General features: G+C 60.7%; 24 protein-coding genes. 13 read left to right on the top strand and 11 right to left on the bottom strand.

Annotation, left to right across the window (positions count from 1 at the left end; genetic code table 11):
- Positions 1 to 8: 8 nt before the first annotated feature.
- From AACZ65_RS12020 to AACZ65_RS12005, 4 genes are read right to left on the bottom strand one after another with little or no spacing between them, the layout of a single operon-like run.
- A complete protein-coding gene (locus AACZ65_RS12020; RefSeq protein WP_339671166.1) occupies positions 9 to 764 on the bottom strand; it encodes an alpha/beta fold hydrolase in 756 nt (251 codons plus the stop codon).
- A gap of 55 nt (positions 765 to 819) precedes the next feature.
- Positions 820 to 1,701 carry a succinate--CoA ligase subunit alpha gene (gene sucD / locus AACZ65_RS12015; protein ID WP_008279485.1) on the bottom strand — a complete coding sequence of 294 codons (882 nt, stop codon included), beginning with the start codon at positions 1,699 to 1,701 and terminating at the stop codon, positions 820 to 822.
- Between the two features lie 59 nt (positions 1,702 to 1,760).
- Positions 1,761 to 2,954, bottom strand: a complete 1,194-nt coding sequence (sucC, locus tag AACZ65_RS12010) for an ADP-forming succinate--CoA ligase subunit beta (RefSeq protein ID WP_339671158.1) — start codon at positions 2,952 to 2,954, stop codon at positions 1,761 to 1,763.
- Between the two features lie 34 nt (positions 2,955 to 2,988).
- Complete coding sequence (locus tag AACZ65_RS12005) at positions 2,989 to 3,528, bottom strand: hydrolase (protein ID WP_339671156.1); 540 nt, start codon at positions 3,526 to 3,528, stop codon at positions 2,989 to 2,991.
- 482 nt (positions 3,529 to 4,010) lie between these two features.
- Between AACZ65_RS12005 and AACZ65_RS12000 the strand changes: the two genes are divergently transcribed.
- The 8 genes from AACZ65_RS12000 to AACZ65_RS11965 all read left to right on the top strand — a co-directional run bounded on the left by AACZ65_RS12000 (position 4,011) and on the right by AACZ65_RS11965 (position 13,137).
- Complete coding sequence (locus AACZ65_RS12000; protein WP_339671155.1) at positions 4,011 to 4,715, top strand: GntR family transcriptional regulator; 705 nt, start codon at positions 4,011 to 4,013, stop codon at positions 4,713 to 4,715.
- A gap of 62 nt (positions 4,716 to 4,777) precedes the next feature.
- Positions 4,778 to 6,550 carry an oxalyl-CoA decarboxylase gene (gene oxc, locus AACZ65_RS11995; RefSeq protein ID WP_339671154.1) on the top strand — a complete coding sequence of 591 codons (1,773 nt, stop codon included), beginning with the start codon at positions 4,778 to 4,780 and terminating at the stop codon, positions 6,548 to 6,550.
- Between the two features lie 61 nt (positions 6,551 to 6,611).
- Positions 6,612 to 7,883: a formyl-CoA transferase gene (frc, locus tag AACZ65_RS11990; protein WP_339671153.1), complete on the top strand. Its 1,272-nt coding sequence runs from the start codon at positions 6,612 to 6,614 to the stop codon at positions 7,881 to 7,883.
- 58 nt (positions 7,884 to 7,941) lie between these two features.
- Positions 7,942 to 8,859, top strand: coding sequence for a methionyl-tRNA formyltransferase (locus AACZ65_RS11985; protein WP_339671152.1), 918 nt, complete (start codon positions 7,942 to 7,944; stop codon positions 8,857 to 8,859).
- 231 nt (positions 8,860 to 9,090) lie between these two features.
- On the top strand, positions 9,091 to 9,924 hold the full coding sequence (locus AACZ65_RS11980) for a universal stress protein (protein WP_339671150.1): 834 nt from the start codon (positions 9,091 to 9,093) through the stop codon (positions 9,922 to 9,924).
- Between the two features lie 168 nt (positions 9,925 to 10,092).
- Positions 10,093 to 11,049: a tripartite tricarboxylate transporter substrate-binding protein gene (locus tag AACZ65_RS11975; protein ID WP_037270492.1), complete on the top strand. Its 957-nt coding sequence runs from the start codon at positions 10,093 to 10,095 to the stop codon at positions 11,047 to 11,049.
- Between the two features lie 34 nt (positions 11,050 to 11,083).
- Positions 11,084 to 11,587 carry a tripartite tricarboxylate transporter TctB family protein gene (locus tag AACZ65_RS11970; RefSeq protein ID WP_037270494.1) on the top strand — a complete coding sequence of 168 codons (504 nt, stop codon included), beginning with the start codon at positions 11,084 to 11,086 and terminating at the stop codon, positions 11,585 to 11,587.
- A gap of 38 nt (positions 11,588 to 11,625) precedes the next feature.
- Positions 11,626 to 13,137, top strand: coding sequence for a tripartite tricarboxylate transporter permease (locus AACZ65_RS11965; RefSeq protein WP_339671146.1), 1,512 nt, complete (start codon positions 11,626 to 11,628; stop codon positions 13,135 to 13,137).
- Positions 13,138 to 13,181: 44 nt separating this feature from the next.
- Here the strand turns inward: AACZ65_RS11965 and AACZ65_RS11960 are convergent, their stop codons facing one another.
- The gene (locus AACZ65_RS11960; protein WP_339671145.1) at positions 13,182 to 14,588 is read right to left on the bottom strand and encodes a short-chain fatty acyl-CoA regulator family protein; all 1,407 of its coding nucleotides are present in this window, start codon (positions 14,586 to 14,588) and stop codon (positions 13,182 to 13,184) included.
- Between the two features lie 141 nt (positions 14,589 to 14,729).
- Between AACZ65_RS11960 and AACZ65_RS11955 the strand changes: the two genes are divergently transcribed.
- The gene (locus AACZ65_RS11955) at positions 14,730 to 15,782 is read left to right on the top strand and encodes a hypothetical protein (RefSeq protein WP_339671143.1); all 1,053 of its coding nucleotides are present in this window, start codon (positions 14,730 to 14,732) and stop codon (positions 15,780 to 15,782) included.
- Positions 15,783 to 15,805: 23 nt separating this feature from the next.
- Here the strand turns inward: AACZ65_RS11955 and AACZ65_RS11950 are convergent, their stop codons facing one another.
- Complete coding sequence (locus AACZ65_RS11950; RefSeq protein ID WP_339671142.1) at positions 15,806 to 16,768, bottom strand: acetyl-CoA carboxylase carboxyltransferase subunit alpha; 963 nt, start codon at positions 16,766 to 16,768, stop codon at positions 15,806 to 15,808.
- Between the two features lie 71 nt (positions 16,769 to 16,839).
- The gene (locus tag AACZ65_RS11945) at positions 16,840 to 17,436 is read right to left on the bottom strand and encodes a LysE family translocator (protein WP_037270504.1); all 597 of its coding nucleotides are present in this window, start codon (positions 17,434 to 17,436) and stop codon (positions 16,840 to 16,842) included.
- Between the two features lie 81 nt (positions 17,437 to 17,517).
- Here AACZ65_RS11945 and AACZ65_RS11940 point away from each other — a divergent pair, with 81 nt between their 5' ends.
- A complete protein-coding gene (locus tag AACZ65_RS11940; RefSeq protein ID WP_339671141.1) occupies positions 17,518 to 17,961 on the top strand; it encodes an Lrp/AsnC family transcriptional regulator in 444 nt (147 codons plus the stop codon).
- An 83-nt stretch (positions 17,962 to 18,044) separates the two neighbouring features.
- Here AACZ65_RS11940 and AACZ65_RS11935 read toward each other — a convergent pair whose 3' ends face one another.
- The 4 genes from AACZ65_RS11935 to AACZ65_RS11920 all read right to left on the bottom strand — a co-directional run bounded on the left by AACZ65_RS11935 (position 18,045) and on the right by AACZ65_RS11920 (position 22,168).
- Entirely contained in the window at positions 18,045 to 18,668 is a 624-nt protein-coding gene (locus AACZ65_RS11935) for a LysM domain-containing protein (protein ID WP_339671139.1), read from the bottom strand.
- Positions 18,669 to 19,026: 358 nt separating this feature from the next.
- Positions 19,027 to 20,301: a folylpolyglutamate synthase/dihydrofolate synthase family protein gene (locus tag AACZ65_RS11930; protein WP_339671137.1), complete on the bottom strand. Its 1,275-nt coding sequence runs from the start codon at positions 20,299 to 20,301 to the stop codon at positions 19,027 to 19,029.
- Positions 20,298 to 21,218 carry an acetyl-CoA carboxylase, carboxyltransferase subunit beta gene (gene accD, locus AACZ65_RS11925; protein WP_339671136.1) on the bottom strand — a complete coding sequence of 307 codons (921 nt, stop codon included), beginning with the start codon at positions 21,216 to 21,218 and terminating at the stop codon, positions 20,298 to 20,300. Before accD ends, AACZ65_RS11930 begins: the two co-directional genes overlap by 4 nt.
- A gap of 62 nt (positions 21,219 to 21,280) precedes the next feature.
- Positions 21,281 to 22,168, bottom strand: coding sequence for a CPBP family intramembrane glutamic endopeptidase (locus tag AACZ65_RS11920; protein WP_339671135.1), 888 nt, complete (start codon positions 22,166 to 22,168; stop codon positions 21,281 to 21,283).
- A 98-nt stretch (positions 22,169 to 22,266) separates the two neighbouring features.
- Here AACZ65_RS11920 and ilvD point away from each other — a divergent pair, with 98 nt between their 5' ends.
- The 3 genes from ilvD (at position 22,267) to AACZ65_RS11905 (ending at position 25,473) form a co-directional block, all read left to right on the top strand.
- The gene (ilvD, locus tag AACZ65_RS11915) at positions 22,267 to 24,024 is read left to right on the top strand and encodes a dihydroxy-acid dehydratase (RefSeq protein ID WP_339671134.1); all 1,758 of its coding nucleotides are present in this window, start codon (positions 22,267 to 22,269) and stop codon (positions 24,022 to 24,024) included.
- Positions 24,005 to 24,607, top strand: coding sequence for a hypothetical protein (locus AACZ65_RS11910; protein ID WP_339671132.1), 603 nt, complete (start codon positions 24,005 to 24,007; stop codon positions 24,605 to 24,607). Before ilvD ends, AACZ65_RS11910 begins: the two co-directional genes overlap by 20 nt.
- 107 nt (positions 24,608 to 24,714) lie before the next feature.
- Positions 24,715 to 25,473, top strand: a complete 759-nt coding sequence (locus AACZ65_RS11905; protein WP_339671130.1) for a DUF6478 family protein — start codon at positions 24,715 to 24,717, stop codon at positions 25,471 to 25,473.
- The last annotated feature ends 5 nt before the right edge of the window (positions 25,474 to 25,478 follow it).

The following is a 25,478-nucleotide window of genomic DNA, read 5'->3' as shown; positions in this document are numbered from 1 at the left end:
AGACAAGGTCATTTCGCAATTTCCTGCAAGGCTAATTGTCCGACCGTGCCTTGCAAACGGTCAAAGCCGTGGCTCGCGCCTTTGACCAAAACATATGCTGCGGGCAACCCCCGCGCCTTCGCCGCATCGACGAATGCCTCTGAGAATTCGGGCAATGTGTTGGTATCCTTATCGCCGACAACTGCAAGGATGCGCGTCCCGCGCGCGATAGACTGGACATGATCATGCGGCGAAATGCTGTTCTTCCACGCGCTTTTGCCACGCTTGGCCCGCCATGCGGGAATATTGCAGGGGCAGGATACGAGGATCACGCTGTCCAAGAGGCCCGGATACATCCCTGCGATCGCCCCAAGTTGCGCGGCACCGCCCGAATGGCCAATTCCGATCACCTTTGACGTTCCGATGCTCTTGGCGAGGTTCTGAATCGTTTGGGCAACCAACGCATTGTTCTGCCGTGTGTAATGATCGCTGCGCCCATTGTTTGAGCCCGGTGATTTCTGACCTTTCTCGCCAGTATACCCTGGCCTGACGAGTGCAAATACACTGACATTCTTTCCCTGCTTGGCGATGTCTCGCGCCAAGTCATAATGGTAGGTGGCTGGCCCGCCCTTGCTGACATCGCCGTGGACCACGACGAGGAGGGCGCGGTTGCCCGCGCCGTACATCTGCCCGTTCAAAGGGCCTGGGGATTGGCCTGTCGCCATACTGGCGATGCCAATTAGAAATGTTACGGCGAGTGGCAACAATGAGAGCGGCAGCGGCATGGTGAATTCCCTTCACGTTATCCCTATGCTCTCATTGTTACTCAACTCGCGTGATTCAGCCAATCGCCTTGAGCACGGCTTCGCCGAGGCCAGCGGGGCTTTCGGCCACGGTGATGCCGGCGGATTTCATGGCTTCGATCTTGCTCTCGGCGTCGCCCTTGCCGCCGGCGACGATGGCGCCGGCGTGGCCCATGCGGCGGCCCGGCGGGGCGGTGCGGCCGGCGATAAAGCCCGCGACGGGCTTCTTGCGCCCGCGTTTGGCCTCGTCTTTCAGGAACTGCGCCGCTTCTTCTTCCGCGCTTCCGCCGATTTCACCGATCATGATGATGGATTGCGTTTCGTCATCCGCGAGGAACCATTCCAGCACATCGATATGTTCGGTGCCCTTGATCGGGTCGCCGCCGATGCCCACGCAGGTCGACTGGCCAAGGCCCACATCCGAGGTCTGCTTGACCGCCTCATAGGTGAGGGTGCCCGAGCGGCTGACCACGCCGACGCTGCCGCGCCGGTGGATATGGCCGGGCATGATGCCGATCTTGCAGGCGTCGGGCGTGATGATGCCGGGGCAGTTCGGGCCGATGAGGCGCGATTTCGAGCCCTCCAGCGCCCGCTTGACGCGCATCATGTCGAGCACCGGGATGCCTTCGGTGATGCAGACAATGAGCTCCATTTCGGCGTCGATCGCCTCAAGGATCGAGTCCGCAGCGAAGGGCGGCGGCACGTAGATGACAGAGGCATTGGCCTCGGTCACATGCTTGGCCTCATGCACCGAGTTGAACACGGGCAGGTCGAGATGCGTCGTGCCGCCCTTGCCGGGGGTCACGCCGCCGACCATCTGGGTGCCGTAAGCGATGGCCTGTTCGGAGTGGAATGTGCCCTGAGAGCCGGTGAGGCCCTGACAGATCACGCGGGTATGTTTGTCGACGAGGACTGCCATTTTGGCGTTCTCCTGTAATGAATTCGCGGGGGAGGTGGGTTGGCACCCACCCTACGGGATCAGCCCTTGACGGCTTTCACAATCTTCTGCGCGCCGTCCTTGAGGTCGTCGGCGGCAATCACGTCGAGGCCGGAGGTGTTGATGATCTCCTTGCCCTTTTCGACATTGGTGCCTTCGAGACGGACCACGAGCGGCACCTTGAGGCCGACCTCCTTGACCGCCGCCACCACGCCCTCGGCGATCACATCGCAGCGCATGATGCCACCGAAGATGTTGACGAGGATGCCCTTCACTTGCGGGTCGGAGGTGATGATCTTGAAGGCCTCGGTGACCTTTTCCTTGGTCGCCCCGCCGCCCACGTCGAGGAAATTGGCAGGCTCGGCGCCATAGAGCTTGATGATGTCCATCGTCGCCATCGCGAGGCCCGCGCCATTGACCATGCAGCCGATCTCGCCATCCAGCGCGATGTAGTTGAGGTCGTATTTCGACGCTTCCAGTTCCTTGGGGTCTTCTTCCGAGGTGTCGCGTAACTCGGCGATATCGGGGTGGCGGTAGACCGCGTTGCCATCAAAGCCGAGCTTGGCATCCAGCACCATAAGGTTGCCATCGGTGGTTACAATCAACGGGTTGATCTCGAGCATCTCCATGTCTTTTTCGACGAAAGCACGATAGAGAAGGCCCATCAGGCTGACACATTGCTTGACCTGCCCGCCGGTCAGACCAAGAGAAAATGCAATGCGTCGCCCGTGATAGGGCATGTACCCGGTGGCGGGGTCGACGGCGAAGCTGAGGATCTTCTCTGGCGTTTCAGCCGCGACCTCTTCGATATCCATGCCGCCTTCGGTCGAGCAGACAAAGCTGATACGGCTGGTTTGCCGGTCAATCAGGAGGGCGAGGTAAAGCTCGCGCGCGATGCTGGAGCCGTCCTCGATATAGATGCGGTTGACCTGCTTGCCCTCGGGGCCAGTCTGATGCGTGACGAGCGTGCGCCCGAGCATGCGCTTGGCTTCTTCTGCGGCTTCGTTAACTGATTTGGCGATGCGCACGCCGCCTTTTTCTCCGGCGCCCGCCTCTTTGAACTTGCCCTTGCCACGGCCACCGGCGTGGATCTGCGCCTTAACCACCCAAACGGGGCCATCGAGCGCGCCTGCGGCGGTCTTGGCCTCTTCGCCGCGCAGAACGACGCGGCCTTCGCTGACCGGCGCGCCGTAACTGCGCAACAGGGCCTTTGCCTGATATTCATGGATGTTCACGCTCTTCCTCCCTTAAGTGCAACGACCGGGGCCGTCATTTGATCAGTGGCAAAAGTTTCTTGAAGGCCGCGGTTCCGGCCCGGCCCAACCATTCGAAGGCGACCATTTCGGTTGTGGCGATGCCTGCGCCTGCGGCGCTGAGCCGGGCGATACAGGCCTGTTCGCTTTCGAGCGTGCGTGAGGCGGTTGCGTCAGACACGACAAAGACCTCGTATCCCTCTTCGATCAGGCTGGCGGCGGTTTGGAGTACGCAAACATGCGCTTCCATTCCCGCAAGCACCGCCTGTTTGCGCCCCAATCCCCGGAAATGCTCTGCGAAATCGGCGTCTTCCATGCAGGAAAAGTGCATTTTGCTAAGTACGGCGGTGCCTGGTGCTGGCTTGAGCTCGGGCACGGTCTGGCCCAGACCGGCGGGATACTGCTCGGTCATTACCATGGGCACCCCCATTTCCTGCGCGCAGGCCATCAGGGTGCGGGCATTGCGAATCGTGCGCGCGGGGGCCTGCATTGCGGGGACGAGACGCTCTTGCATGTCTATGATCACGAGCACGCTGTCGGCGGCGCGGATAAGCATGATCGTCCCCCTGATGTTGTCCACAGTGTGGTATTAATTCCTGTGGTATTCCAAATACCACAGTTGATTTTAGCCAGCAACCCGGCAAATTTCAGGCCCTATCAGTAAGTTTCAGGGCGATGTGCCGGTCAAGACAAAGGTGGGGCTTTCGGGAGAGATGAAATGCCGCGCTGCGACATACGTGTGGTGATTCGGCAAAGTGGGGTCTGGTCCATGGATCGCTGAAATTCTCATAAAAAAGTAAATAAAACAGATACTTAAAAATCTCTCTGTCGACGCGAATTGCGCTTTGCCTTCGCCGATCCTGCAAGTCTAAATTGTGCTTGAATAACAAGGCTGTCGACGACTCTTGAGGGGGATCATGCTGCATGTGCGGCGACGAATTTTAAAAAAACGATTTGCCCGGTCTGATATGCTGGTCTATGGTATACCACAGATATGAGCATGGCCGCCACAGGGCGCGGGCGCATTGGAGGGATGACATGAAGCTACGCCCGATCGCGTCGAAATTCACGCTCAAGGATCATGTCTACGACCGTCTGCGCGAGGCGATCCTAGAGATGGATATATATGACCAGAATGCCGATCTGCGGCTCGACGAGCGATCTTTGGCCGAACAGCTGAATATCTCGCGCACGCCATTACGGGATGCCATTGCCCGGCTCGAGGCCGATGGGCTGGTGACGGTGGTGCCGCGCAAGGGCGTCTATGTTCAACGAAAGAGCCTCGAAGAAATTCTCGAGATGATTGTGGCTTGGGCCGCACTTGAGAGTATGGCGGCGCGGCTTGCGGTAGACAACGCGAGCGACAGCGAAATCGCGACCCTGCGCAAAATCGCATCTAAATATAACGATGAGTTGTCGGCGACGCGGATTGCGGAGTATTCCGACGATAACCTGAAATTCCACATGCATATCCTCGAGATTTCGCATTGCGGCCTGCTCAAGACCATGGCGGAGGGGCTATTTCTGCACATTCAGGCGGTTCGGCTGCGGTCGATGTGGGAGGGGGATCGCGTCAAGCGGTCGGTCGTTGATCACGCCGAAATCATCGAGGCGTTGGAGCGTCGCGATGCCGATGAGGCCGCCGAGCGGGTCCGAGAGCATACGATGCAGTTGCATCAGCATCTCCGAAAGACCTGGGGCAGGTTGGAATTGACCCGCAACGCCGCGGCGAACACGGGCTGAACAGCATACTCATACCCGGCAGCATAGGCGGGGTGAGATTGATTTGAAACGGGAGGGAAACCATGGCAGTCGCCAGCGCACACGCAGCAAATAGCAACGCACCTGAAGGGGATATCGAGAATCTCACCGATGGGTTTCACCTGCTGATTGATGCACTCAAACTTAACGGGATTGAGACGATCTACAACGTCCCCGGCATTCCGATCACGGACCTTGGACGCTATGCGCAGGCGCAGGGGATGCGGGTGATTTCCTTTCGCCACGAGCAGCATGCAGGCTATGCAGCTTCGGTCGCGGGCTTTTTGACCAAGATGCCGGGCGTCTGCATGACCGTCTCGGCCCCCGGCTTCATGAACGGTCTGACCGCTCTGGCCAATGCGACCACGAATTGCTGGCCGATGATCCTTATCTCCGGCTCTTCCGAGCGGGAAATCGTCGACCTTGCGCAGGGCGACTACGAGGAGATGGACCAACTGGCCATGGCGCGGCCATTCTGCAAGGCGGCATATCGCCTGACTTACGCGCAGGATATCGGTATTGCTGTCGCGCGGGCCATCCGTTCGGCCATTTCTGGTCGGCCCGGCGGTGTTTACCTGGACATTCCCGGTGCGATGTTGGGTCAGGTGATGGATGCTGCCGAAGGCGCGCGCTCGCTGGTCAAGGTGATCGAGCCTGCGCAACGGCAGATCCCTGCGAAGTCAGCGATTGATCGCGCTATCGAGGTAATGAAAACCGCAAAACGTCCGCTGATCGTGCTGGGCAAGGGGGCGGCCTATGATCAATGTGATGATCTGATCCGCGAACTGGTCGAGAAATCCGGCTATCCGTTCCTGCCGATGTCGATGGCCAAGGGCCTCTTGCCGGACACGCATCCGCAATGCGCCGCAGCGGCGAGGTCGATGGTGCTCAAGGACTCGGATGTGGTCATCATGATGGGGGCTCGGATCAACTGGCTGCTCAGCCATGGTAAGGGCAAGCAGTGGGGTGAGCCGGGGGCCAAGCGCTTTGTCCAGATGGATATCGAGGCAGAGGAAATGGATTCCAACGTCGAGATCGCAGCCCCCATAGTGGGCGACGTGGGGTCATGTTGTGAGGCGCTGCTCAAGGCGATGGACGGAGCAGGGATCGCGCCGCCGAAAGAGTGGCTCGATGCGGTCAATTCCAAGGCCACCGCAAACATGGCCAAGATGGATGCCCGGCTGCGCAACAACAACGATCCGATGGATTATCACGGGGCGCTTGGCGTCATCAAGGATGCGATCAACGATCACCCCGACACGATCCTTGTCAATGAGGGGGCCAACACGCTGGATATGTGCCGCTCGATCGTTAACATCCACAAGCCGCGTCACCGGATTGACGTGGGCACCTGGGGTGTGATGGGGATCGGCATGGGGTCGGCCATCGCGGCGGCGATTGAGACCGGCAAGCGGGTGCTGGCGGTCGAAGGCGACAGCGCCTTTGGGTTCTGCGGGATGGAGGTGGAAACAGTCTGCCGCTATAACCTGCCGATTTGCACGGTCGTGTTCAACAACGACGGCATCTATCGCGGTGATGGAGAAAACTGGGGCGGCGGCGACGATCCTGCGACGACTGTCTTTGTCAAAGGCGCGCGCTACGATCAGATGATCGAGGCCTTTGGCGGCGTGGGTGTCATCGCCCGCTCGCCGGATGAGTTGCGCAAGGCCGTTTACGAGGCTCTCGAGAGCGGCAAGCCCACGCTCATCAACGCAATCATTGACCCGGCAGCGGGCAAGGAAAGCGGCAATATCGGCAACCTCAATCCGCAATCGGTGGTGGCACAACGCCTCTATCCGCAGGCGAGAAAAGACTGAACACAGAACGAAACTGGGGCGTGGGTAACCAGCCCACGCAGCTCAGAAGATGGAGAACCCTATGAAAGCTCTTGAAGGCGTCAAGATCCTCGACTTCACCCATGTGCAATCGGGCCCGACCTGCACACAGCTATTGGCGTGGTTCGGCGCAGATGTGATCAAGGTAGAGCGTCCCGGTGTGGGCGACGCCACTCGCAAGCAACTCGTGGATGTGCCGGGTGCGGACAGCCTCTATTTCACGATGCTTAACCACAACAAACGCTCGATCGAGCTCAATCCCAAGAACGAAGCGGGCAAGGAGGTGCTGACGCGCCTGATCGAAACCTGCGACGTGCTGGTCGAGAATTTCGCGCCGGGTGCCCTGGACCGGATGGGCTTTAGCTGGGAGCGGATTCAGGAAATCAATCCGCGCATCATCATGGCGTCGGTCAAGGGGTTTGGCCCCGGCAAATATGAGGATTGCAAGGTCTATGAGAATGTCGCGCAATGCGCGGGGGGGGCGGCCTCGACCACCGGCTTTCTGGATGGTCCGCCGCTCGTGACCGGCGCGCAGATCGGCGATAGCGGTACGGGCCTTCATCTCGCGCTTGGCATCGTCACCGCCCTCTATCAGCGCGAGCGTTCTGGCCGTGGGCAAAAAGTGCTGGCACCGATGCAGGACGGGGTGATCAACCTCTGCCGCGTCAAGCTGCGCGATCAGCAGCGCCTGGCGGCAGGACCGCTCACCGAATACTCGCAATACGGGGCGGGCATTCCCTTTGGCGACTCGACGCCGCGCGCGGGGAACGACTCGGGCGGCGGCCAGCCGGGTCGCATTCTCAAGTGCAAGGGCTGGGAAACCGACCCCAACGCTTACACCTATTTCATCACGCAGGCTGCGGTGTGGGAGAAAGTGTGCGACGTGATCGGTGAGCCGGATTGGAAAACTGCTCCCGGCTATGCCACCCCGGCCGAGCGGCTGGACAAGCTCGATGCCATTTTCGCGCGCATCGAGGAATGGACCATGACCAAGACCAAGTTTGAAGTGATGGACATCTGCAACCCGCATGACATTCCCGTCGGTCCGATCCTGTCGACAAAGGAAATCATGGAGGATGAGGGCCTTCGCAAGACTGGTACCATTGTCGATGTCGATCACCCCACACGCGGCCGTTACACCACTGTTGGCTGTCCGATCAAGCTGAGCGACAGCCCGGTCGAGGTGACACGTTCCCCGCTCCTCGGGGAACATACGGCGGAAATCCTGAAGGACGTCCTTGGCTATTCCGGCGAAGATCTCGCGCGGATCATGGAGTCGGGTGCCGTCGGCACGGCTAAGCAGGCCGCCGAATAACGAATGAGTGACGGCAAGGCCGGCGCAGACCGGCCAACCGCACAAACGGGAGGAGCGAATGCGACTTATAGTGATGGGGCAACAGGCCTTTGGCAAAGATGTGCTGGCCAAATTGCTCGACACCGGGACAGACGAGGTTGTCGCGGTCTATTGTGAACCTGACAAGGACGGCAAACCCGTCGATCCGATCAAGGAACTCGCGCTGGAAAAGGGCCTGCCGGTCCACCAACCTGCCAATTTCGATGATCCCGCCTCGCTCGAGGTGTTGGCGGGGTATAAAGCCGACCTGATGGTCATGGCCTTCGTCAACGTCTTCGTGCCCGAGGCCGCGCGCGATACGCCGACCCATGGCTCTATATGCTTTCATCCGTCCCTGTTGCCCCTGCACCGTGGCCCCTCTGCCGTTAATTGGCCGATCATCATGGGCTCGACGAAATCTGGCTATTCGTGGTTCTACCCGTCGGATGGTCTGGACGAGGGCGACAGCCTTTTGCAGTGGGAATGCGAGATTGGTCCAGATGACACAGTGATCGACCTCTACTTCAAGAAGATCTATCCGCATGCGGTCCAGAGCGTGCTTACGGTCTGTGATCTCTTCCGCGCGGGCAATCCGCCGCGCATCGTCCCGGACGAGAGCCAAGCGACCTACGAGCGCCGCTGCACCCGCACTCACGCGCGCATCGAATGGCATCGTCCGGTCAAACAGGTCTACGATCTCATTCGCGGTACCAATCCGGCACCGGGGGCTTGGACCACGCTGAACGGGGCCGAGGTCGATGTCTATGACTGTGCGCTCGTGCCGGGGGACGGCATATCGGGCCGCGTGCGTGAGGTTTCCGATGCAGGTGTTGCAGTGCAGTGCGTGGGCGGGCGTATCCTGATCAAGAGGGTTCGTCCGGCCGGGGGGGCCAAGATGCCCGCTGCCGAATGGGCCGCATCGGTCGGGCTTGCGCCGGGGGCGACCTTCGGAAGCTGATATACCATAGCAATGGGAGCGTATCATGGCAGACCTTGACCTATCTCAAGCCAACAGAGGGCCGCGGCAGCTCGCCGATCGTCCTCTGGGTCAAGGTCTGCCATGCTGCACCTTCGCGACGGCGCCGGTTGCCTGCCGAATATTTCTGGCGCGTTTCCCATCCACCAACGCCGCAGGCGTTCCCAACGGGTTCTATTGATCATGGGCAAGAGCACACTTCACACCATCATGATGCCGGTTCGCGAAGACGGGCGGGGGCCGATCCTGTTTGCCCATGCCGCAGCTCTCGCCAAGCGCTACGACGCCCATGTGCGGGTGGTGCACTGCCATCCCAAGGCCGAAGACATGATGCCCTATGGGGTAGTGATCCCTGCCTTCTTGCGGAAGCAGTTGGAAGAGGCAAGCCAGAAGCGGGCGGACTACGAACAGGGCTACATGCGCGACAAGTTTCTTGACGATGCCAAACGGCATGGCATCAGCGTGGAGCCGCGCGCCGTCGGCAAGGCCACGGCCGCCTTTCGAGAGTATGAAGGCAAGCAGGTCGAGGTCGTGCGGCATTACGGTCGCCTGGCAGATCTGATCTGTGTGGCCAAGCCCAGCCAAGACGAGAATCTTGGATATAACACCTTGAAATCGGCGCTCTTCACGTCGGGACGTCCAGTTCTGGTCTGTCCCAATACCGAGCAAGTGGCCCCAGATATCGGCAGCCATGTGGCGATCGGTTGGAATGGCTCGCTTGAGGCGTCGCGCGCGGTGGCGATGGCCATGCCGCTCATTGAGGGCGCAGATCAGGTGACGATCCTGACGGCAGGGCGAATCGAACATACCGCCACGCCTGAGGAATTCCGCCATTACCTCGCGCAGCGCGGGGTTACATCGCAGATTCATGCCTTCGAGCGCGCCGGAAATGTTGGTCGGACGCTTTTGGAAAAATGTACCGAAGTGGGGGCGAACATGCTGATCATGGGGGCCTATCACGAGAGTTATGAGCGGGAATCGCTCTTGGGCGGCAATTCCGCGACGATTGTCGCGGAGGCGAAAATTCCAGTCGTCATGGTGCATTGAGGCCGCGAGCACGAGGAACGGAAAACTTGTGGACAGAAAAGGGAGGACGACCGCAAACTAAAATCTGGTTCGGATAAGCCTGCAGAAAAATGACCGAGGAGGGTCAAGGGCCTGTCAGAACCTCTAACGCATCTGGCCATTTTGAAAGGCCATCAACGGGAGGAAGACATGAATATTCTGAAGACGTTAGCAATCGGCATCGCCGCGCTCGGGCTCTCGGCCCCTGCAGCAATGGCCGAATGGCAACCGCGCAAGCCCATCGACTTTGTCATCATGGCAGGTCCAGGCGGCGGTGCAGACCAGATCGCCCGCTTTATTCAGTCGGTGGCCGAGAAGAAGGACATGACGAACCGTCCTCTGATCCCCAACAACAAGGGTGGTGGATCCGGTGCAGAGGCGCTGATCTGGCTAAATTCCACGAATGACCCTGATCACACCATTCTGGTGACGCTCAATTCGTTCTTCTCGACGCCAATCCGGCAGCCGGAATTGGGCGTCGATATCCAGACCTTTACTCCGATTGCGATGATGGGCGTCGATCCCTTCGCCCTCTGGGTGCATAAGGACAGCGGCATCGAGAACTTCGAGCAGTGGGTTGATGCGGTCAAGGCGGCGGATGGCGAATATGTCACCGGCGGCACGGGCACGGGTCAGGAAGACAGTATCGTTTTCGCCTACCTGAACAATGCCTTTGATCTCAAGTCGAAGTACATCCCCTTCGACGGTGGTGGTGCGGTTGCGGCGGCCCTGGCTGGCAAGCAGATCATGGCCACTGTGAACAACCCTGCTGAGGCGCGTGGCTTCTTCCAGTCGGGCGATGTGCGTCCGCTTCTGGTTTTCTCGGACGAGCAGATGAGCGCCTATCCGGGCATTCCGACGCTCAAGGAAAAAGGCCACGATTTCAGCTACTACAACCAGCGGGCTGTTGTCGGTGCGCCGGGCATGTCGGATGAGGCCGCAGCCTATTACCAGAAGCTGTTCGAGGACATCTTCAACTCGGAAGAGTGGCAGGGCTACCTGGAAGCTGAATCGCTCTCGCCGCTGTGGATGAACCCCGACGAGCAGCGCGCCTATTGGCAGCTGCAGGTGGAAAACCACACCAAGCTGCTTTCTGGCATGAAGTGATCTGAATCGAAACCGATAATAAGGAGGGCTGGCCATGCGGGTTGGCGAAATAGTGACGGCGGGCGTGCTGGCCCTCCTCTCCATCTACCTGATGTACAAATCATCGGCGAACGGGATCGGTTTCGTGGCCGGGACCGGACCACAGGGCGGCTTCTGGCCATTCTGGCTGTCTCTCGGCATGCTGATCTCGACCGGCTTTATTGCCCTGAACTGGGTGCGGGGCACGTCTCCGCAATCCCAGTCGGATGAGCCTGTGCTCGACTCCTACGGGCTCAAGACATTGTTGCTCGTAGGGGGCGGTATCATCGGCTTTGTCGCGCTGATCGACGTCGTGTCGATGTATGGCGCGGTTGCGATCTTCATGATCTACTACCTCAAAGTTCTCGGTCGCCACGGCTGGTTTCTCACCGGCATGATGGCGGTAGTATTCCCGCTTGGGCTGTTCTTCTTCTTCGAAGGGCTAATGCAAATCTCGATGCCGACTGGCATGGGATTCACCGAGCCGGTGTTCAATGTCCTCTACGAAATCATCTACTGAGCCGGTCACGGCCTAGCTGACAAAGGGCGACCAAACCCATGGAAATTCTATCTCTACTTGGCGACGGCATATTTGTCGCACTGCAACCTCTTAACCTTTTGCTCATCTTTGTTGGCGTGACTCTCGGGCTCTTTATCGGCGCAATGCCGGGTCTGGGTTCCGTGAATGGTGTGGCAATCCTGTTGCCGATCACCTTTCTGGTCCCGCCGGGATCTGCGATCATCTTCTTGGCCGCCATCTACTACGGGGCCATGTACGGGGGAGCGATTTCGTCGATTACCTTGGGTATCCCCGGGGCCTCGACGGCGGTCGCGACCACCTTTGACGGGCGACCACTGGCACTTCAGGGCAAGGCACGTCTTGCCCTCGTGGCGGCGGCTATCGCTTCGTTTGTTGGGGGAACGGTGTCGGTCGTGCTCTTCACCGGCTTTGCCCCGCTTTTGGCAACGGTGGCCCTCAGCTTTGGTCCGCCTGAAATCTTTGCACTCATGCTTTTGGCCTTTGCCACATTCGTGGGCCTCGGCGGTGACGATATCCCCAAGACGGTGTTCTCGATCTGCTTTGGTCTCGTGCTGGCAACGGTCGGCTTCGACCAGATTTCTGGCGCGCCACGCTTGATCCTGCTCGACATGAACGGCTTTCTTGGGGGCATCAGTTTTCTCGTTCTGGCCATCGGTGTCTATGGCATCGGCGAGATGATCTGGACGATTGAATCGACCCGGGGCGAAGTGACCAATACCGAAGCAAAGATCACGGTAAAGGGCATCGTCGAGGATACCGGTACATCCTTCAAAAGAGGGTGGAAGGGTATGTCCATCGGCTCATTCCTCGGCTTCTTTGTTGGCGTGCTTCCGGCGGCGGGGGCTACACCTGCGTCGCTCATGTCCTATGGCGTTACCAAGATGATCTCGAAACGCCCGGATGAATTTGGCAAAGGGCACGTTGGCGGCGTGGCTGCCCCGGAAGCAGCGAATAACTCTGCCTCGACCGGCTCCATGTTGCCGATGCTGACCTTGGGTATTCCTGGGTCTCCTACTACGGCAATTTTGCTTGGTGGTATGGTGATCTGGGGGCTGACCCCTGGCCCACGCCTGTTTGTGGAACAGTCGGATTTCGTCTGGGGTCTGATTGGATCGTTCTACGTATCCAACTTCTTCGCCGTGATCGTGAACCTCGCTTTCATCCCGCTCTTTATCTGGATGCTGCGCATGCCCTTCACGGTTCTGGCACCGCTGATCTTTGTATTGTCGGTGGTCGGTGGCTACGCCGCGATGCAGGATATGTTCGACATCTGGCTGCTGCTGATCTTTGGCTTTGGCGCTTTCTTCCTGCGCAAGTTCGACTATCCGGTGGCGCCTGCGGTTCTGGCCATCGTGCTGGGTCCGATTGCCGAACCGACGCTGCGCCAATCGCTGCTTCTGTCCTCGGGCGATCCGTCGATCTTTTTCAACCGTCCGATTTCGGCACCGATCATGGTGGTCGCGATCATCTTGATCCTGATGCCCGCGTTCAAATACTTGCGCCCCCGCCGGGCCAAGCCGGCCGAATAAGGGCACATCGAGAGAAATGGAAGGGGGGCCAATCGGCCCCCTTTTCAGCTTTCATAACGGGTGCTGCCGCGCCGGTTTTCGTCAATTGGCAATTCCATCAACAAGGGCTGATGCGCGCGCTGTGAACAGGCCTGACGCGGGCAGAGGTTGCAGTTGAGACCGATGGGCGCATAGAGCTTGGGGTCGTCGAAATTGTAGCTTGAGGCATAGCGCAGGCGATGCGCATATTTCGCCTCGCAGCCTAAGGCGAGTGTCAGGCGGCGATCCTGTGTTTCCTCGCTGAAAACCGGGCGATGCACCGTGCGGCTCACCGTGAAATACCGCGCGCCATCGGGCATTTCGACGAACTGTGGCATCATCACGCCGGGTTGATAAAACGCCGTATGAATGTTCCAGACCGGGCAGGATCCGCCGTATTCCGCAAGGTGAAACGAGGTGGAATTGAAGCGTTTGGTGACGTTCCCAGCCTTGTCGATGCGCAAGAAGAAGAACGGCACGCCGCGCGCGCCTTCGCGTTGCAGGGTGGTCAGGCGCTGACACACCTGTTCGAACGAGGTGCTGAACACGGCGGCAACGCGGTCAATGTCATAGGCGGCCAACTCGGCCTCGCGCAAGAAGGCGTCATAGGGCATGAGAAACGCGGCGGCAAAGTAATTGGCCAACTCCACCCGTAGCCGAGCCAAGGCATGTTGCGATCCAAGTCCGCTGCGATCCACAATCCCCGACAGAACGCCCGGATAGGCGACAAGGCACAGCACATGCGCCAATTGAAAGGCGCGGTTTGAGGTGTCAAGCGCCTGCGACAGATGCACGACGCCTGTGGCCTCGTCATAGTAGCGCAGGGCATCGCCTATTTCTCCGATCCGCCGGATGCGCACGCTGATGCCGTGCCGCATCCGCAACCGCTCTCTCAGGTCGAAATAGCGATCTTCGGGCGATGTAAACTCTCCCTCACGCGCGCTTTCGGCGGCGCGCTCCAGTTCCGGGAAATGATTCTCGTGGTCTCGAAAGAAGTTGTGGATCACCGTTTCAGGCGAGCTGCGCAAGAGCTCATCGGCGGCGTTTTCTCCCGCAAGGCTAAGGATCTTTTCCAACGCCGTGCGATAGGCCCCGTGCAATTCTAGAAAAAGATCAACCAACCTGGGGGCATGATCGACCGCCCCGCGTAACTCCTGAAGATCCGGACGGTCCGACGCAAACACCGGATCGCGCACCGCATGGCGCAGATCTGCCACCCGGCGCGCGGTCTCGTCCCGGGTCAGGTCTCGCCAATCGACAGCATAGGCGTCGGCGATAGACATCAGCATCTGAACCGACAGGCTACGTTGGTTGTTTTCCAGCAGGTTGATATAGGACGGGCTGACGTCCAGCTTGCGGGCCATGTCGGCCTGGGTTTGCCCCCGCTCGCGCCGCAACTGGCGCAGCCGGGGGCCGATGAGCGTCTTTGCCATGCGAAACCTTACAATATTACAGAATTTTTCTTTGTAATGTTTACCATACACACATTGACATTAATTTCGTAGTGAAATCGGCGCGCTCCTATATAACTAAGGGGACCAAAACACGCGCAAGATTCTTTCGAAAGGACTGTCATGGCATATCGCATCGTAATCCTTGGGGCCTCTTACGGCTCTCTTCTTGGCACCAAGCTTTTGATGGCCGGGCAGGATGTGACGCTTGTCTGCCGCCAGTCCACGGCTGATCTCATCAACTCCGAGGGCACCGATGTGCGCATCAAGCTGCGCGACGAGGCAGAGCATCGTTCGTTCCGCTCGCATGACCTGCCTGGCACGCTCAACGCTCTGGCGCCCGAGGATGTGAATCCCGCCGATTACGACATGGTGGCGCTTGCCATGTCAGAGCCGCAGTATTGTGCCCAGAATATCGTCGACCTCTTGGGCCGCATTGCCGCGGCGGGCACGCCGTGCCTCTCGATCATGAACATGCCGCCGTTGCCCTATCTGCGCCGGGTGCCGGGGCTGGACACGTCGAAGCTTGAAGCGGCCTATACCTGCCCGAGTGCGTGGGCCGCGTTCAAGCCCGGTACAGTCACGCTCTGCAGCCCCGACCCGCAGGCGTATCGCGTGGCCGAGGATGGCGCCAATACGCTGCATGTCGGCCTGCCCACCAATTTCAAGGCGGCCATTTTCGAGGATGAGGCCCATAACCGCATCCTGCGTGATCTGGAGGCGGCGATTGATGCGGTGACCGTGGATGGGAAGGACGTGCCGGTCAAGCTGCGCGTGTTCGACTCGATCTATGTTCCCTTTGCCAAATGGAGCATGCTGCTTACCGGCAATTACCGCTGTGTCCTGCCCGAGGGCGCGCGCCCGATCAAAGAGGCGGTGCATGGCGATGTGGCGCTGTCGGAAAAGATCTACAGCACCGTTGACGAGGTTGTGCGCCGATTGGGCGCAGAGGCCGACGATGCCGTTCCGTTCGCGAAATATGCCAGTGCCGCCAATGGTTTGCTCAAGCCGTCCTCGGCCGCGCGCGCGATTGAAGGCGGGGCGGACCGCATCGAGCGCGTGGATATGCTTGTGAAACTCATCGCCGAACAGCAGGGCATCGAGTCGTCGGAATTCGCGGGGATCGTGGACACAGTGAACGCGCGGCTCAAGGCCAATCGTCGCGACGCCGCTTGAACTGAGACATCCGTGCTCGCGGCTCAGGCCGCGAGCCCCTTGGTTCCCATGCGCAGGAATTTTTCGCGCCGGTCCTTGATAAGGGCGGCGCGATCCTTTTTCGACAATTCGCTCAGCATCGCCTCGATCGTCTTGCCGACTGCGGCGATGGTGCGGGCTGGGTCGCGATGTGCGCCGCCCAATGGTTCGTCAATCACCCGATCCGCAACACCAAGCCGGGTCAGATCCTGCGCGGTGAGGCGCAGTGCCTCGGCGGCCTCGCGCATCTTTTCGGAATCCTTCCACAGGATCGAAGCGCAGCCTTCGGGCGAAATCACCGAATAAACAGAGTGTTCCAGCATCGCCACGCGGTTGGCTGACGCAAAGGCCACGGCCCCGCCAGAGCCACCTTCACCGATAATGACCGACACCAGCGGCACGCCGATGGCAAGGCAGGTTTCGGTCGCGCGGGCGATCGCCTCGCTCTGACCGCGTTCCTCTGCCCCCTTGCCGGGATAGGCACCAGGCGTGTCTACCAGCGTCACGACCGGCAGGCCAAAGCGGTCGGCCATCTGCATCAGGCGCACGGCCTTGCGATAGCCCTCGGGGCGGGCCATGCCGAAATTGCGGGCGATCCGGCTCTTGGTATCATTACCCTTTTCATGGCCGATCACCATCACGGGGCGCCCGTTGATCCGGGCAAGACCGCCCATGATGGCGTGATCCTCGCCAAAGGCGCGGTCGCCGGCGAGGGGGGTGTACTCGGAAAACAATGCCTCGATATAGTCGCGGCAATGCGGGCGGTCTGGGTGACGCGCGACCTGGCATTTACGCCATGGAGTCAAAGACTTGTAGAGATCGCGTAGCATCTCGGCGGCCTTGGCATCCAGGGCTGCAGCCTCTGCCTCGACGTCCATCTCGGCGTTCCCGCGGGCAATGGCGCGCAGTTCCTCGGCCTTGCCTTCAATCTCGGCCAGAGGCTTTTCGAAGTCGAGGTAGTTGGTCATTGCGCTCAGGTCTCCACGGTTGCCGTGGCGTTATATGGCTGCAAGAGCGACGATTTGCAATCACAACCGGGTCAGGAGGGCCAGAGTACGGGGATCAATGTTGCGATGAGCAGGGTGGCCATGAGCCAGTTGAAAATGCGCAGGCGGGTTTGGTTCTTGAGGAGGCGGCGGAGTTGTTGGCCAAGCAGGGTCCAGCTTGTGGTGCTGATGCTTGAGACCACAACATATACGCCTGCGACCCAGAGGACCGAGGCCAGATCGCGACCTGTTGCATAAAGGGTGATAGCCGAAAGCGCCATGCTCCACGCCTTGGGATTGACCCATTGGAACGCCGCAGATTGCAAGAAAGTCAATGGCTTACCGGACGCTTCCGCATCGCGGGGTGGGGCGGCGTTGGCGATTTTCCACGCGAGATAGACGAGGTAGGCGACGGAACCGATCTTGAGCAGGGTGTAGCTGAGCGGCCATAGGTCGAAAACCTGCATCACGCCAAGGCCGACGCAGGCCACCATTAGTGGAAAACCCAATCCGATCCCCAACATATGGGGAATCGACCGTGTAAACCCGAAATTCGTCCCCGACGCCATGAGCATGAGGTTGTTTGGCCCCGGAGTCATGACCGTGACGAAGGCGAAAGTGGCGAGGGCGGTGAGCAAATCGAGTGTCATGCCGCAACCTTATGCGAGAAAATCTGCCATGAAATTGCGTTCTGTTGCGATTTATAGAAATCAATGCAATTAAATTGATCCATGGACAAGATCGGTGAGCGTATATTGCAAGAGTTAACCCGCGATGGCCGGATCAGCAATCTGGAGCTTGCGGAGAAGGTGGGGCTGTCGCCGTCTGCCTGTCTGCGGCGGGTGCAGGATCTGGAGCGCCGGGGTATCATAGCGGGCTATCGCGCGGTGCTGGATCGCGGCGCGCTTGGTATCGGGTTTCTGGCCTATGTCACGGTTGGCCTCAACAGCCATACCAAGGCCAGTCAGGTGGCCTTTGAGCAGGCGATGAGCCGTGCGCCAGAGGTGGTGGAATGCCACAACATCACCGGAGCGGTGGAATATATCCTGCGGGTCGAAGTGGCCGATCTGGTTGCCTACAAACGGTTTCACACCGATGTTTTGGGTACGCTGCCGCAGGTCAATGCGATCACTTCGTACGTTGTGATGGGGTCGCCCAAGGATGGGCGCGGCTGAGCAATGACCCCATGAAATGAAAGGGGGCCGTTGGTTCGGCCCCTCGATCATTCCTGCCATCGTAACTGGAAATCCCCGTAAAGTCAGGGGGTTGGAAGGTTGAGCACCTGACCGACGCGCAGGCGATCCGTGGGCTGCATCGTGTCGGCATTGGCGGCGAGGATGTCAGCCTGCCGCGCGAAATCGCCGTAAAAGCGATAGGCGATAGAGGCGAGGCTGTCGCCGGTGGCCACGGTATAGGTGGTGGGCACGCGAGGGCGGGCGGGTTGCGACAGGGCGCTGAGAAGGAGGGCGGTATCAACCCGGCCTTCGGCGGTTACGAGACCTTGGGGCACCTCGACCTTGCCCTTCTTGGCGGCGTCATTCACGAGCGCGTCGATGTAGCCTTCGGACTGCCCCTGTTGCAGCGCCCCAAGCACCATGGATTCAAGTGCAGTGCCAACCGGCATGGCTGTCTGCGGTTGAGGAGCGGTAGGGGTTGGGGCTGCGGGAAGGGCTGGCAACGTGGCAACATCCGTATTGTTTACCAACGGTTCAGTCGCGTGCGCAGGCGCAGTGAGCGTCGAGAGGTCCGGAGCAACGCGAGTGACATCGGTGTCGATCACGGGGGGCAAGTCGGCCACGGTACGCGATTTTCCGGGCTGAAGCAGGATCAACGCAAGGGTTACAGCGACAAATCCCGCCGCGATCAGTGTTGCACGCAACATAAGAAAACCTCATAATAATCAACGCTTTGGGAATATGCAGCTGGGGTCGTCGTACAGGCAACCGCTGTTGCTGCATCGCCTGTGACATGGTTTGGCACGGCTCTATCCCCCTCGACGATTATGCAGTCCGGCGGGCAGGTGAGCCGGATTTTATTGCCTATATTTAGTCTGAATTTCAAGATTTCGTCAATATGGAGTGATTCGGAAATGGTCCTAAAACTCCAGAAAAGTCCGAAAAACCGCTGATTTCTCTCACGGTGTGGTTCACAGAGGGTGACCTTACAATCTGTAAGGTCCTTACGTGGATTTTGTAAGCTTTTTGCGTGTGTCTGGGCTGTGCCCCGGTCCGTCGGACTACCTAGCCGTTCTCGCGCAGGATTCCCCCTGCAAGGTAGAGGGAGCCACAGATGAGAATCCGCGCCTCGGGGCAGGTTGCGACGATCTCGGTGATAGCGGCAAGGGCGCTTTCGGCGGTGGTGGCGGGCAGACCCGCTGCGCGCGCGGCCTCGGCCGTCACATCGGCGGGCAGGGTGTTGGCCTCGCCGGGGATCGACAGGGCGGTGAGGGCCGTGGCATGGACGGCCAGCGGTGTGAGATAGCCCGCGATGTCCTTGGTGTTGAGCATGCCGCAGACGAGATAGGTCGGGCGCGCGGGCAGGGTGGCCAGATGGCGGGCGAGCGCCTCGCCTGCTGCGGGGTTGTGGCCGCCATCGAGCCAGACCTCGGCCTTGGGGGCCGCATCAATGAGCGGGCCGGTTTGCAGGCGTTGCATGCGCGCAGGCCAGAAGGCGCGGGTGACGGCGGCCTCATAGGCGGCCTCGCCCATCTGGAGGTGGCGCAGCACGGTGAGGGCGGCGCCTGCGTTTTCGATCTGATGCGCGCCGGGCAGGTTGGGCAAGGGCAGATCCAGAAGGCCCGTTTCGTCCTGATAGATCAGGCGGTCGCGTTCTCGGGTTGCGTGCCAGTGCTGGCCATGCGCCAGCAGGGGCGCGCCGTGGCGGGCGGAGACGGATTCGATCACGGCCAAGGCCTCGTCCGGTTGTGGCCCGCAGATGCATGGCACGCGGCGTTTGATGATCCCGGCCTTTTCGCCCGCGATCTTGGCCAGCGTGTCGCCCAGATATTGTTCATGGTCGATGGAAATGGGCGTAATGACCGTGAGCGCCGGTTGGTCGATTACGTTGGTTGCATCGAGCCGTCCGCCAAGACCCACCTCGAGCAGGGTGTAATCCGCAGGTGTCCGGGCCATGGCCAGAAGTGCCGCGCAGGTCGTGATCTCGAAATAGGTGATCGGGTCGCTGCCGTTGGCGGCGTAACATTCATCCAAGACGGCGGTCAGGTGCTCTTCTGTGATCAACTCGCCGGCAAGGCGGATGCGTTCGTGAAAGCGCGCAAGGTGGGGCGAGGTATAGGCGTGGACGGACTTGCCCGCCGCTTCTAGCCCGGCGCGGATCATCGCCTGAGTGCTGCCCTTGCCATTGGTGCCCGCGATATGGATCACCGGGGGCAGGTCGTTTTGCGGATTGCCCAAGGCATCGAGCAAGCGCCAGACGCGATCGAGCGTGAGGTCGATGATCTTGGGGTGCAGCGCCATCATCCGGGCAAGGATGGCGTCGGATGTGGGGGCGGTCATTTTTGGGTGGCGTCCTGCTGCGGTTGTGCCTCGGGTCCGGGGGCGGGCAGATCGCCCTTGATCGCGGGGGGCAGGCCCATCAACATGCGGGTGATGGTGATCAGTTCGTCGCGCAATTGGGTGCGGGGCGTCACGCGGTCGAGCATGCCGTGATCCAGCAGATATTCGGCGCGCTGAAAGCCCTCGGGTAGTTTTTCGCGGATGGTCTGTTCGATGACGCGCGGCCCGGCAAAGCAGATGAGCGCGCCCGGTTCGGCAATCTGGACATCGCCCAACATGGCATAGGATGCCGTGACACCGCCGGTGGTGGGGTGGGTCAGCACGACGATATAGGGCAGGTTTGCCTCTTTCAGCATCTGCACTGCGACGGTGGTGCGGGGCATTTGCATGAGGCTCAGGATGCCCTCTTGCATCCGCGCGCCGCCTGCGGCGGAGAAGAGGATAAGGGGGCGTTTGAGCTTTACCGCGGCCTCGGCGGCGGCGATGATGGCGTTGCCCACATACATGCCCATGGAGCCGGCCATGAAGCTGAAGTCCTGGGCTGCGGCCACGATGGGCGTGCGGCCCATCTCGCCGGTGGCGACGAGCATCGCCTCTTTCTCGCCGGTCTGTTTCTGGGCGGCGCGCAGGCGGTCGGGATATTTCTTCTGGTCGCGGAATTGCAGCGGGTCGGGGGTGGGCGCGGGGACCTCTACCTCGGAGAAGATGCCGCCGTCAAAGAGCGCTGTAAAGCGCGCGCGCGGGGTGATGCCCATGTGATGGCCGCAGTTGGTGCAGACGTTGAGATTGTCCGAGAGTTCGCGGTGGAACAGCATGGTTCCGCACTCGTCGCATTTGGTCCAGAGGTTTTCGGGGATTTCGCGGCGCGAGAAGATCGAGTTGATCCGGGGGCGCACGTAATTGGTGATCCAGTTCATCGGGTCCGGTCCCTCTGGTGACGATTGCGCCCTCACATAAGCGGGGCGCGGGTGAAATGCAATCAGCGGCGCAAGCTGAGGCGAATGGCGAGCCAGCCGCAGACGAGGATCAGCAGGTCGAGCGGCATCATGGCCCAGAGAGCGTCGGCATTGTCCACGGTGAAGGGATAGGCATAGAGCGCCAGCCCGTCGAATTGCCCGCGCGGGGCGGCGATCATGATGGCGCTGAAATTGTTGATGAAATGCAGTGCCGTGGCGGGCCCAAGGGTGCCGGAACGGGCGGTGAGGTCTGCGGCGGCCAGACCGAAGGCCGCAGCCCAGGCGACCACGACCCAGGCGTTTGCGCCAAAGCTGATGGGATCGTAGTGCAGCATGGCAAAGCTGACGGAGGGCAGCACCATCCATACAAGGGGCGATGCAAAACGCGCGGCAAGCTGGCTTTGCAAATAGCCGCGAAACACCAGTTCTTCGGCAAAGACCTGAAGAAAGAGGCCCGTCAGGGCGAGCGGCAGAAGCATCAGCCATTGCGAGGCGGGCAGGTTGGCAACTGGTTCCAGCCCTTCGGGCATGGGCAGAAAGAGCAGAGCACCGTAAAGCAGCAGCATCACCCCCATCGCGCGGGTGAACTGGCGCAAGGCTAGGGCGCGGGGGCCGATGATGCTAGAGAGGCCGCGCCGGTGGACGATGCGCAGGGTGAGGCCCAAGGCCACGATCAAGAGGCCGAACACGAAGAGGTTGATCAGCACGCCCTGCGGGTTCGAGGCGGTTTCGATTCCCGGCGAGATTTGCGCCCAAGCCTCGGGTCCGAAGAGCAGCGGCAGAAGGGCGGCATAGCCATAGCTGAGCGCCACAAAGACCGGCACGCCAAGGGCGATGCCTGCCACAAGCCGCCCCGGATGGGCCGTGGCACGGGCAGGACCAACGAGGATTTCATGGGCGTCATATCTCATGCGCGCAAGCTATAGGCAGGGCTGAGGGGTTGCAATCGGCTTGCCCCCGCCGCGCCGCTGGCCTAGACCGATTTCCAGCTAATTCCGGGAGGCCCCTCATGACCAAGTTCGACAAAGCCAAACTGCCCAGCCGTCACGTGACTGAAGGGCCCGAGCGCGCGCCGCATCGGTCCTATTACTATGCCATGGGTATGACCGAGACGGAGATCCATCAACCGCTCGTGGGTGTGGCGACCTGCTGGAACGAGGCGGCCCCCTGCAATATCTCGCTCAACCGTCAGGCGCAGGCCGTCAAGGGCGGCGTGAAAGAGGCGCATGGCAGCCCACGCGAGTTCACCACGATCACGGTGACGGACGGGATCGCCATGGGGCATGAGGGTATGCGCTCGAGCCTCGCGAGCCGTGAGGCGATTGCCGACACGGTGGAGTTGACCATGCGCGGGCATTGCTATGATGCGCTGGTGGGTCTGGCGGGCTGCGACAAATCCCTGCCGGGGATGATGATGGCGATGGTGCGTTTGAATGTGCCGTCGGTGTTCATCTATGGCGGGTCGATCCTGCCGGGCAAGGCGCCGCAGGTCGAGGAAATCCCGGCGGATTTCCGCAGTCGCGATCTGACTGTGCAGGATATGTTCGAGGCGGTGGGGCGGCATCAGAATGCCGAGATGTCCGATAAGGCGCTGGATATGCTGGAGCGGGTGGCCTGCCCGTCGGCGGGGGCCTGCGGTGGGCAGTTTACCGCCAACACCATGGCCTGTGTGTCCGAGGCGATTGGTCTGGCGTTGATGAATTCCTCAGGCATGCCCGCGCCCTATGAGAGCCGCGATCAATATGCCGAGGCCTCTGGCCGGGCGGTGATGCAGCTCTTGGAAAAGAACATCCGGGCGCGCGATGTGGTGACGCTCAAGAGTTTGCAGAATGCGGCGCGGGTCGTGGCCTGCACCGGGGGCAGCACCAATGCCGGTCTGCACCTGCCTGCGATTGCGCATGAGGCGGGGATTGATTTTTTTCTCGAGGATGTCTGCGACATCTTCCGCGACACGCCCTATTTCGTCGATCTGAAACCGGGTGGGGCCTATGTGGCCAAGGACCTTTACGATGCAGGCGGCATTCCGGTGGTCATGAAGGAATTGCGCAAGGCGGGGCTGATCCATGAGGATTGCATCACCGCCAGCGGGCGCAGCATCGGCGAGGAGCTGGATCTGATCGAGCGCGAGGCCGATGGCAAGGTGATCTATCCGATTGAAACCCCGATCACCAAGACGGGGGGCGTTGTCGGCCTCAAGGGCAATCTGGCCCCGACCGGCGCGATCGTGAAAGTGGCGGGCATTGCGCCCGAGCATCAGGTCTTTACCGGCCCGGCGCGGGTGTTCGAATGCGAAGAGGATGCGTTCGAGGCGGTCAAGGCGCGCGCCTACAAGGAGGGCGAGGTGATCGTCATCCGCAATGAGGGCCCGGCAGGCGGCCCCGGCATGCGCGAGATGCTGTCGACCACGGCGGCGCTGAGCGGTCAGGGCATGGGCAAGAAGGTGGCGTTGATCACCGACGGGCGTTTCTCTGGGGCGACACGCGGGTTCTGTGTGGGCCATGTCGGGCCGGAGGCGGCGCATGGCGGGCCGATTGCCTTGATTGCCACGGGCGACATGATCACGATCGACGCGATCAAGGGTGTATTGTCGGTCGACTTGAGTGACGAGGAATTGGCCAAGCGCAAGGAAGCGTGGAAAGGCCCGCGTGAGACCATCTATAGCAGCGGCGCGCTGTGGAAATATGCGCAATTGGTGGGCGAGACCTACAAGGGCGCTGTCACCCATCCCGGCGCGGCGTTCGAGCGGCATGTTTATATGGACCTCTGAGCGGGGCGGGGTCCGGGCGATAGCGCGCCGGACCCTGCTTGGGCTGGGGATGATGGCCCTTGCGGGTTGTCTCGCCGCGCCTGCGGGCAAGCCTCAGGCGATGACGGCGGTCGCGTTTTACGAGGGTGCGGTGGTGGTGACGGGCCCGCGCGGCTATTGCGTGGATGCGGCCAGCGTGCGGCGTGGAGTGTCGGGCAGTTTCGCGCTGATGGCCAGTTGTCTAAGTCTGGGGCAGATGGGCGGCGTCTATGCCGATCCGGCGGTGATGACTGTTTCGGTTCTGCCGCGCGCGGCGTCGGCGCAAGCACCGGATGCTCAGGCCATGGCCCGGGCGCTGGCCCCGGCAGAGGTGCGGGTGGCGCAGGAAAAGGACGGTCTGGCCGTGGTGCAGGTGATGCAGGGCGGCGATGCCGCGCTTCCGGGGGGCGATCCGGTACATTGGCGTGCTGGACTGGTGATCAACGGGCATCTGGTGGGACTGGCGGTTTACGGCCCCGAGGGGCAGGGTGTGTCGGGGGCCGAGGGGCAGGCGTTGGTGCAAGCCCTGGCGCGGGCGATGTGGGCGGCAAGCCCATCCTCCTGATCTTTGGGATGGATTGTTTCCTCTTTTGAATTAATGCTATGCAAGGATTTGGGACGTAGCAGTGCGGTACGGCCGCGCGTGCGAAGATTGGCAAGGGTGCGCTCTGCATGAAATTACTGGACGTGTTGACGCATCGCCACAGCCTGCGCAAATGGCGTCAGACTGCGCGCAATGCCCCGATGATGGGCTTGGCGGAGTTGCGGCGCGCGCGGGCGCGGGCGCGCAAGCTGATGTATTCGCTCAACGAGGTGATCTCGATTGCCGATAACCGGCTGGCGTTGCCGATGATCGGGTCGAATTCGTTTTCCCGGCCGCATGGCACCGATTGGGCCTGGCGGCCCGAATTGTGGCGCGAGCCCTTGCCGGTGCCCGGCATGGCCTCGGTCCGGTCCAAGTCTATGCTGGGGCGCGAGGTGACACTGTTTCACGATTGCGCCCGTTCGGAGCTGTGTTTGCGCCAGTTGCGCAACAGCCGCGAGGCGGATCTGGCGCCTTATGGGTTGCGGATGGATGTGTTTGCCTTTGACGGATCGTTTCTGTCGGTGGTGCTGGATTTTCCGCAACAGGCGGTGAACGGGCTGACCAAGCGGCATCTGTTGCGGATGGATACGATTGTGGAATTGGAAAAGCCGCTGGAAATCTTTGCCCGGCTCAACATCAAGCACGGGCCGAATACCGAACAGATCGTGCGGGAATTGCCGTTGAATGCCGAAGAAATCATGGTCGAATTCGATCTGGCCTATTCCAACCTGAACGAAAAGCGGGTGGAGCGAGCCTGGATCGACCTGATCTTCGAGAATCCGCAGATGAGCCAGCTTGTGTTGCGGGATGTGACGTTTAGCCGTCGCCCGCGCGCGGCGCTATAGGGGGG

Source organism: uncultured Roseovarius sp. (genome assembly GCF_963972555.1).
GTDB classification, from domain to species: Bacteria; Pseudomonadota; Alphaproteobacteria; order Rhodobacterales; family Rhodobacteraceae; genus Roseovarius; species Roseovarius mucosus.
The sequence above is the reverse complement of the archived record's forward strand: the minus strand, read 5'-3'. Positions and strand labels throughout refer to the sequence as shown.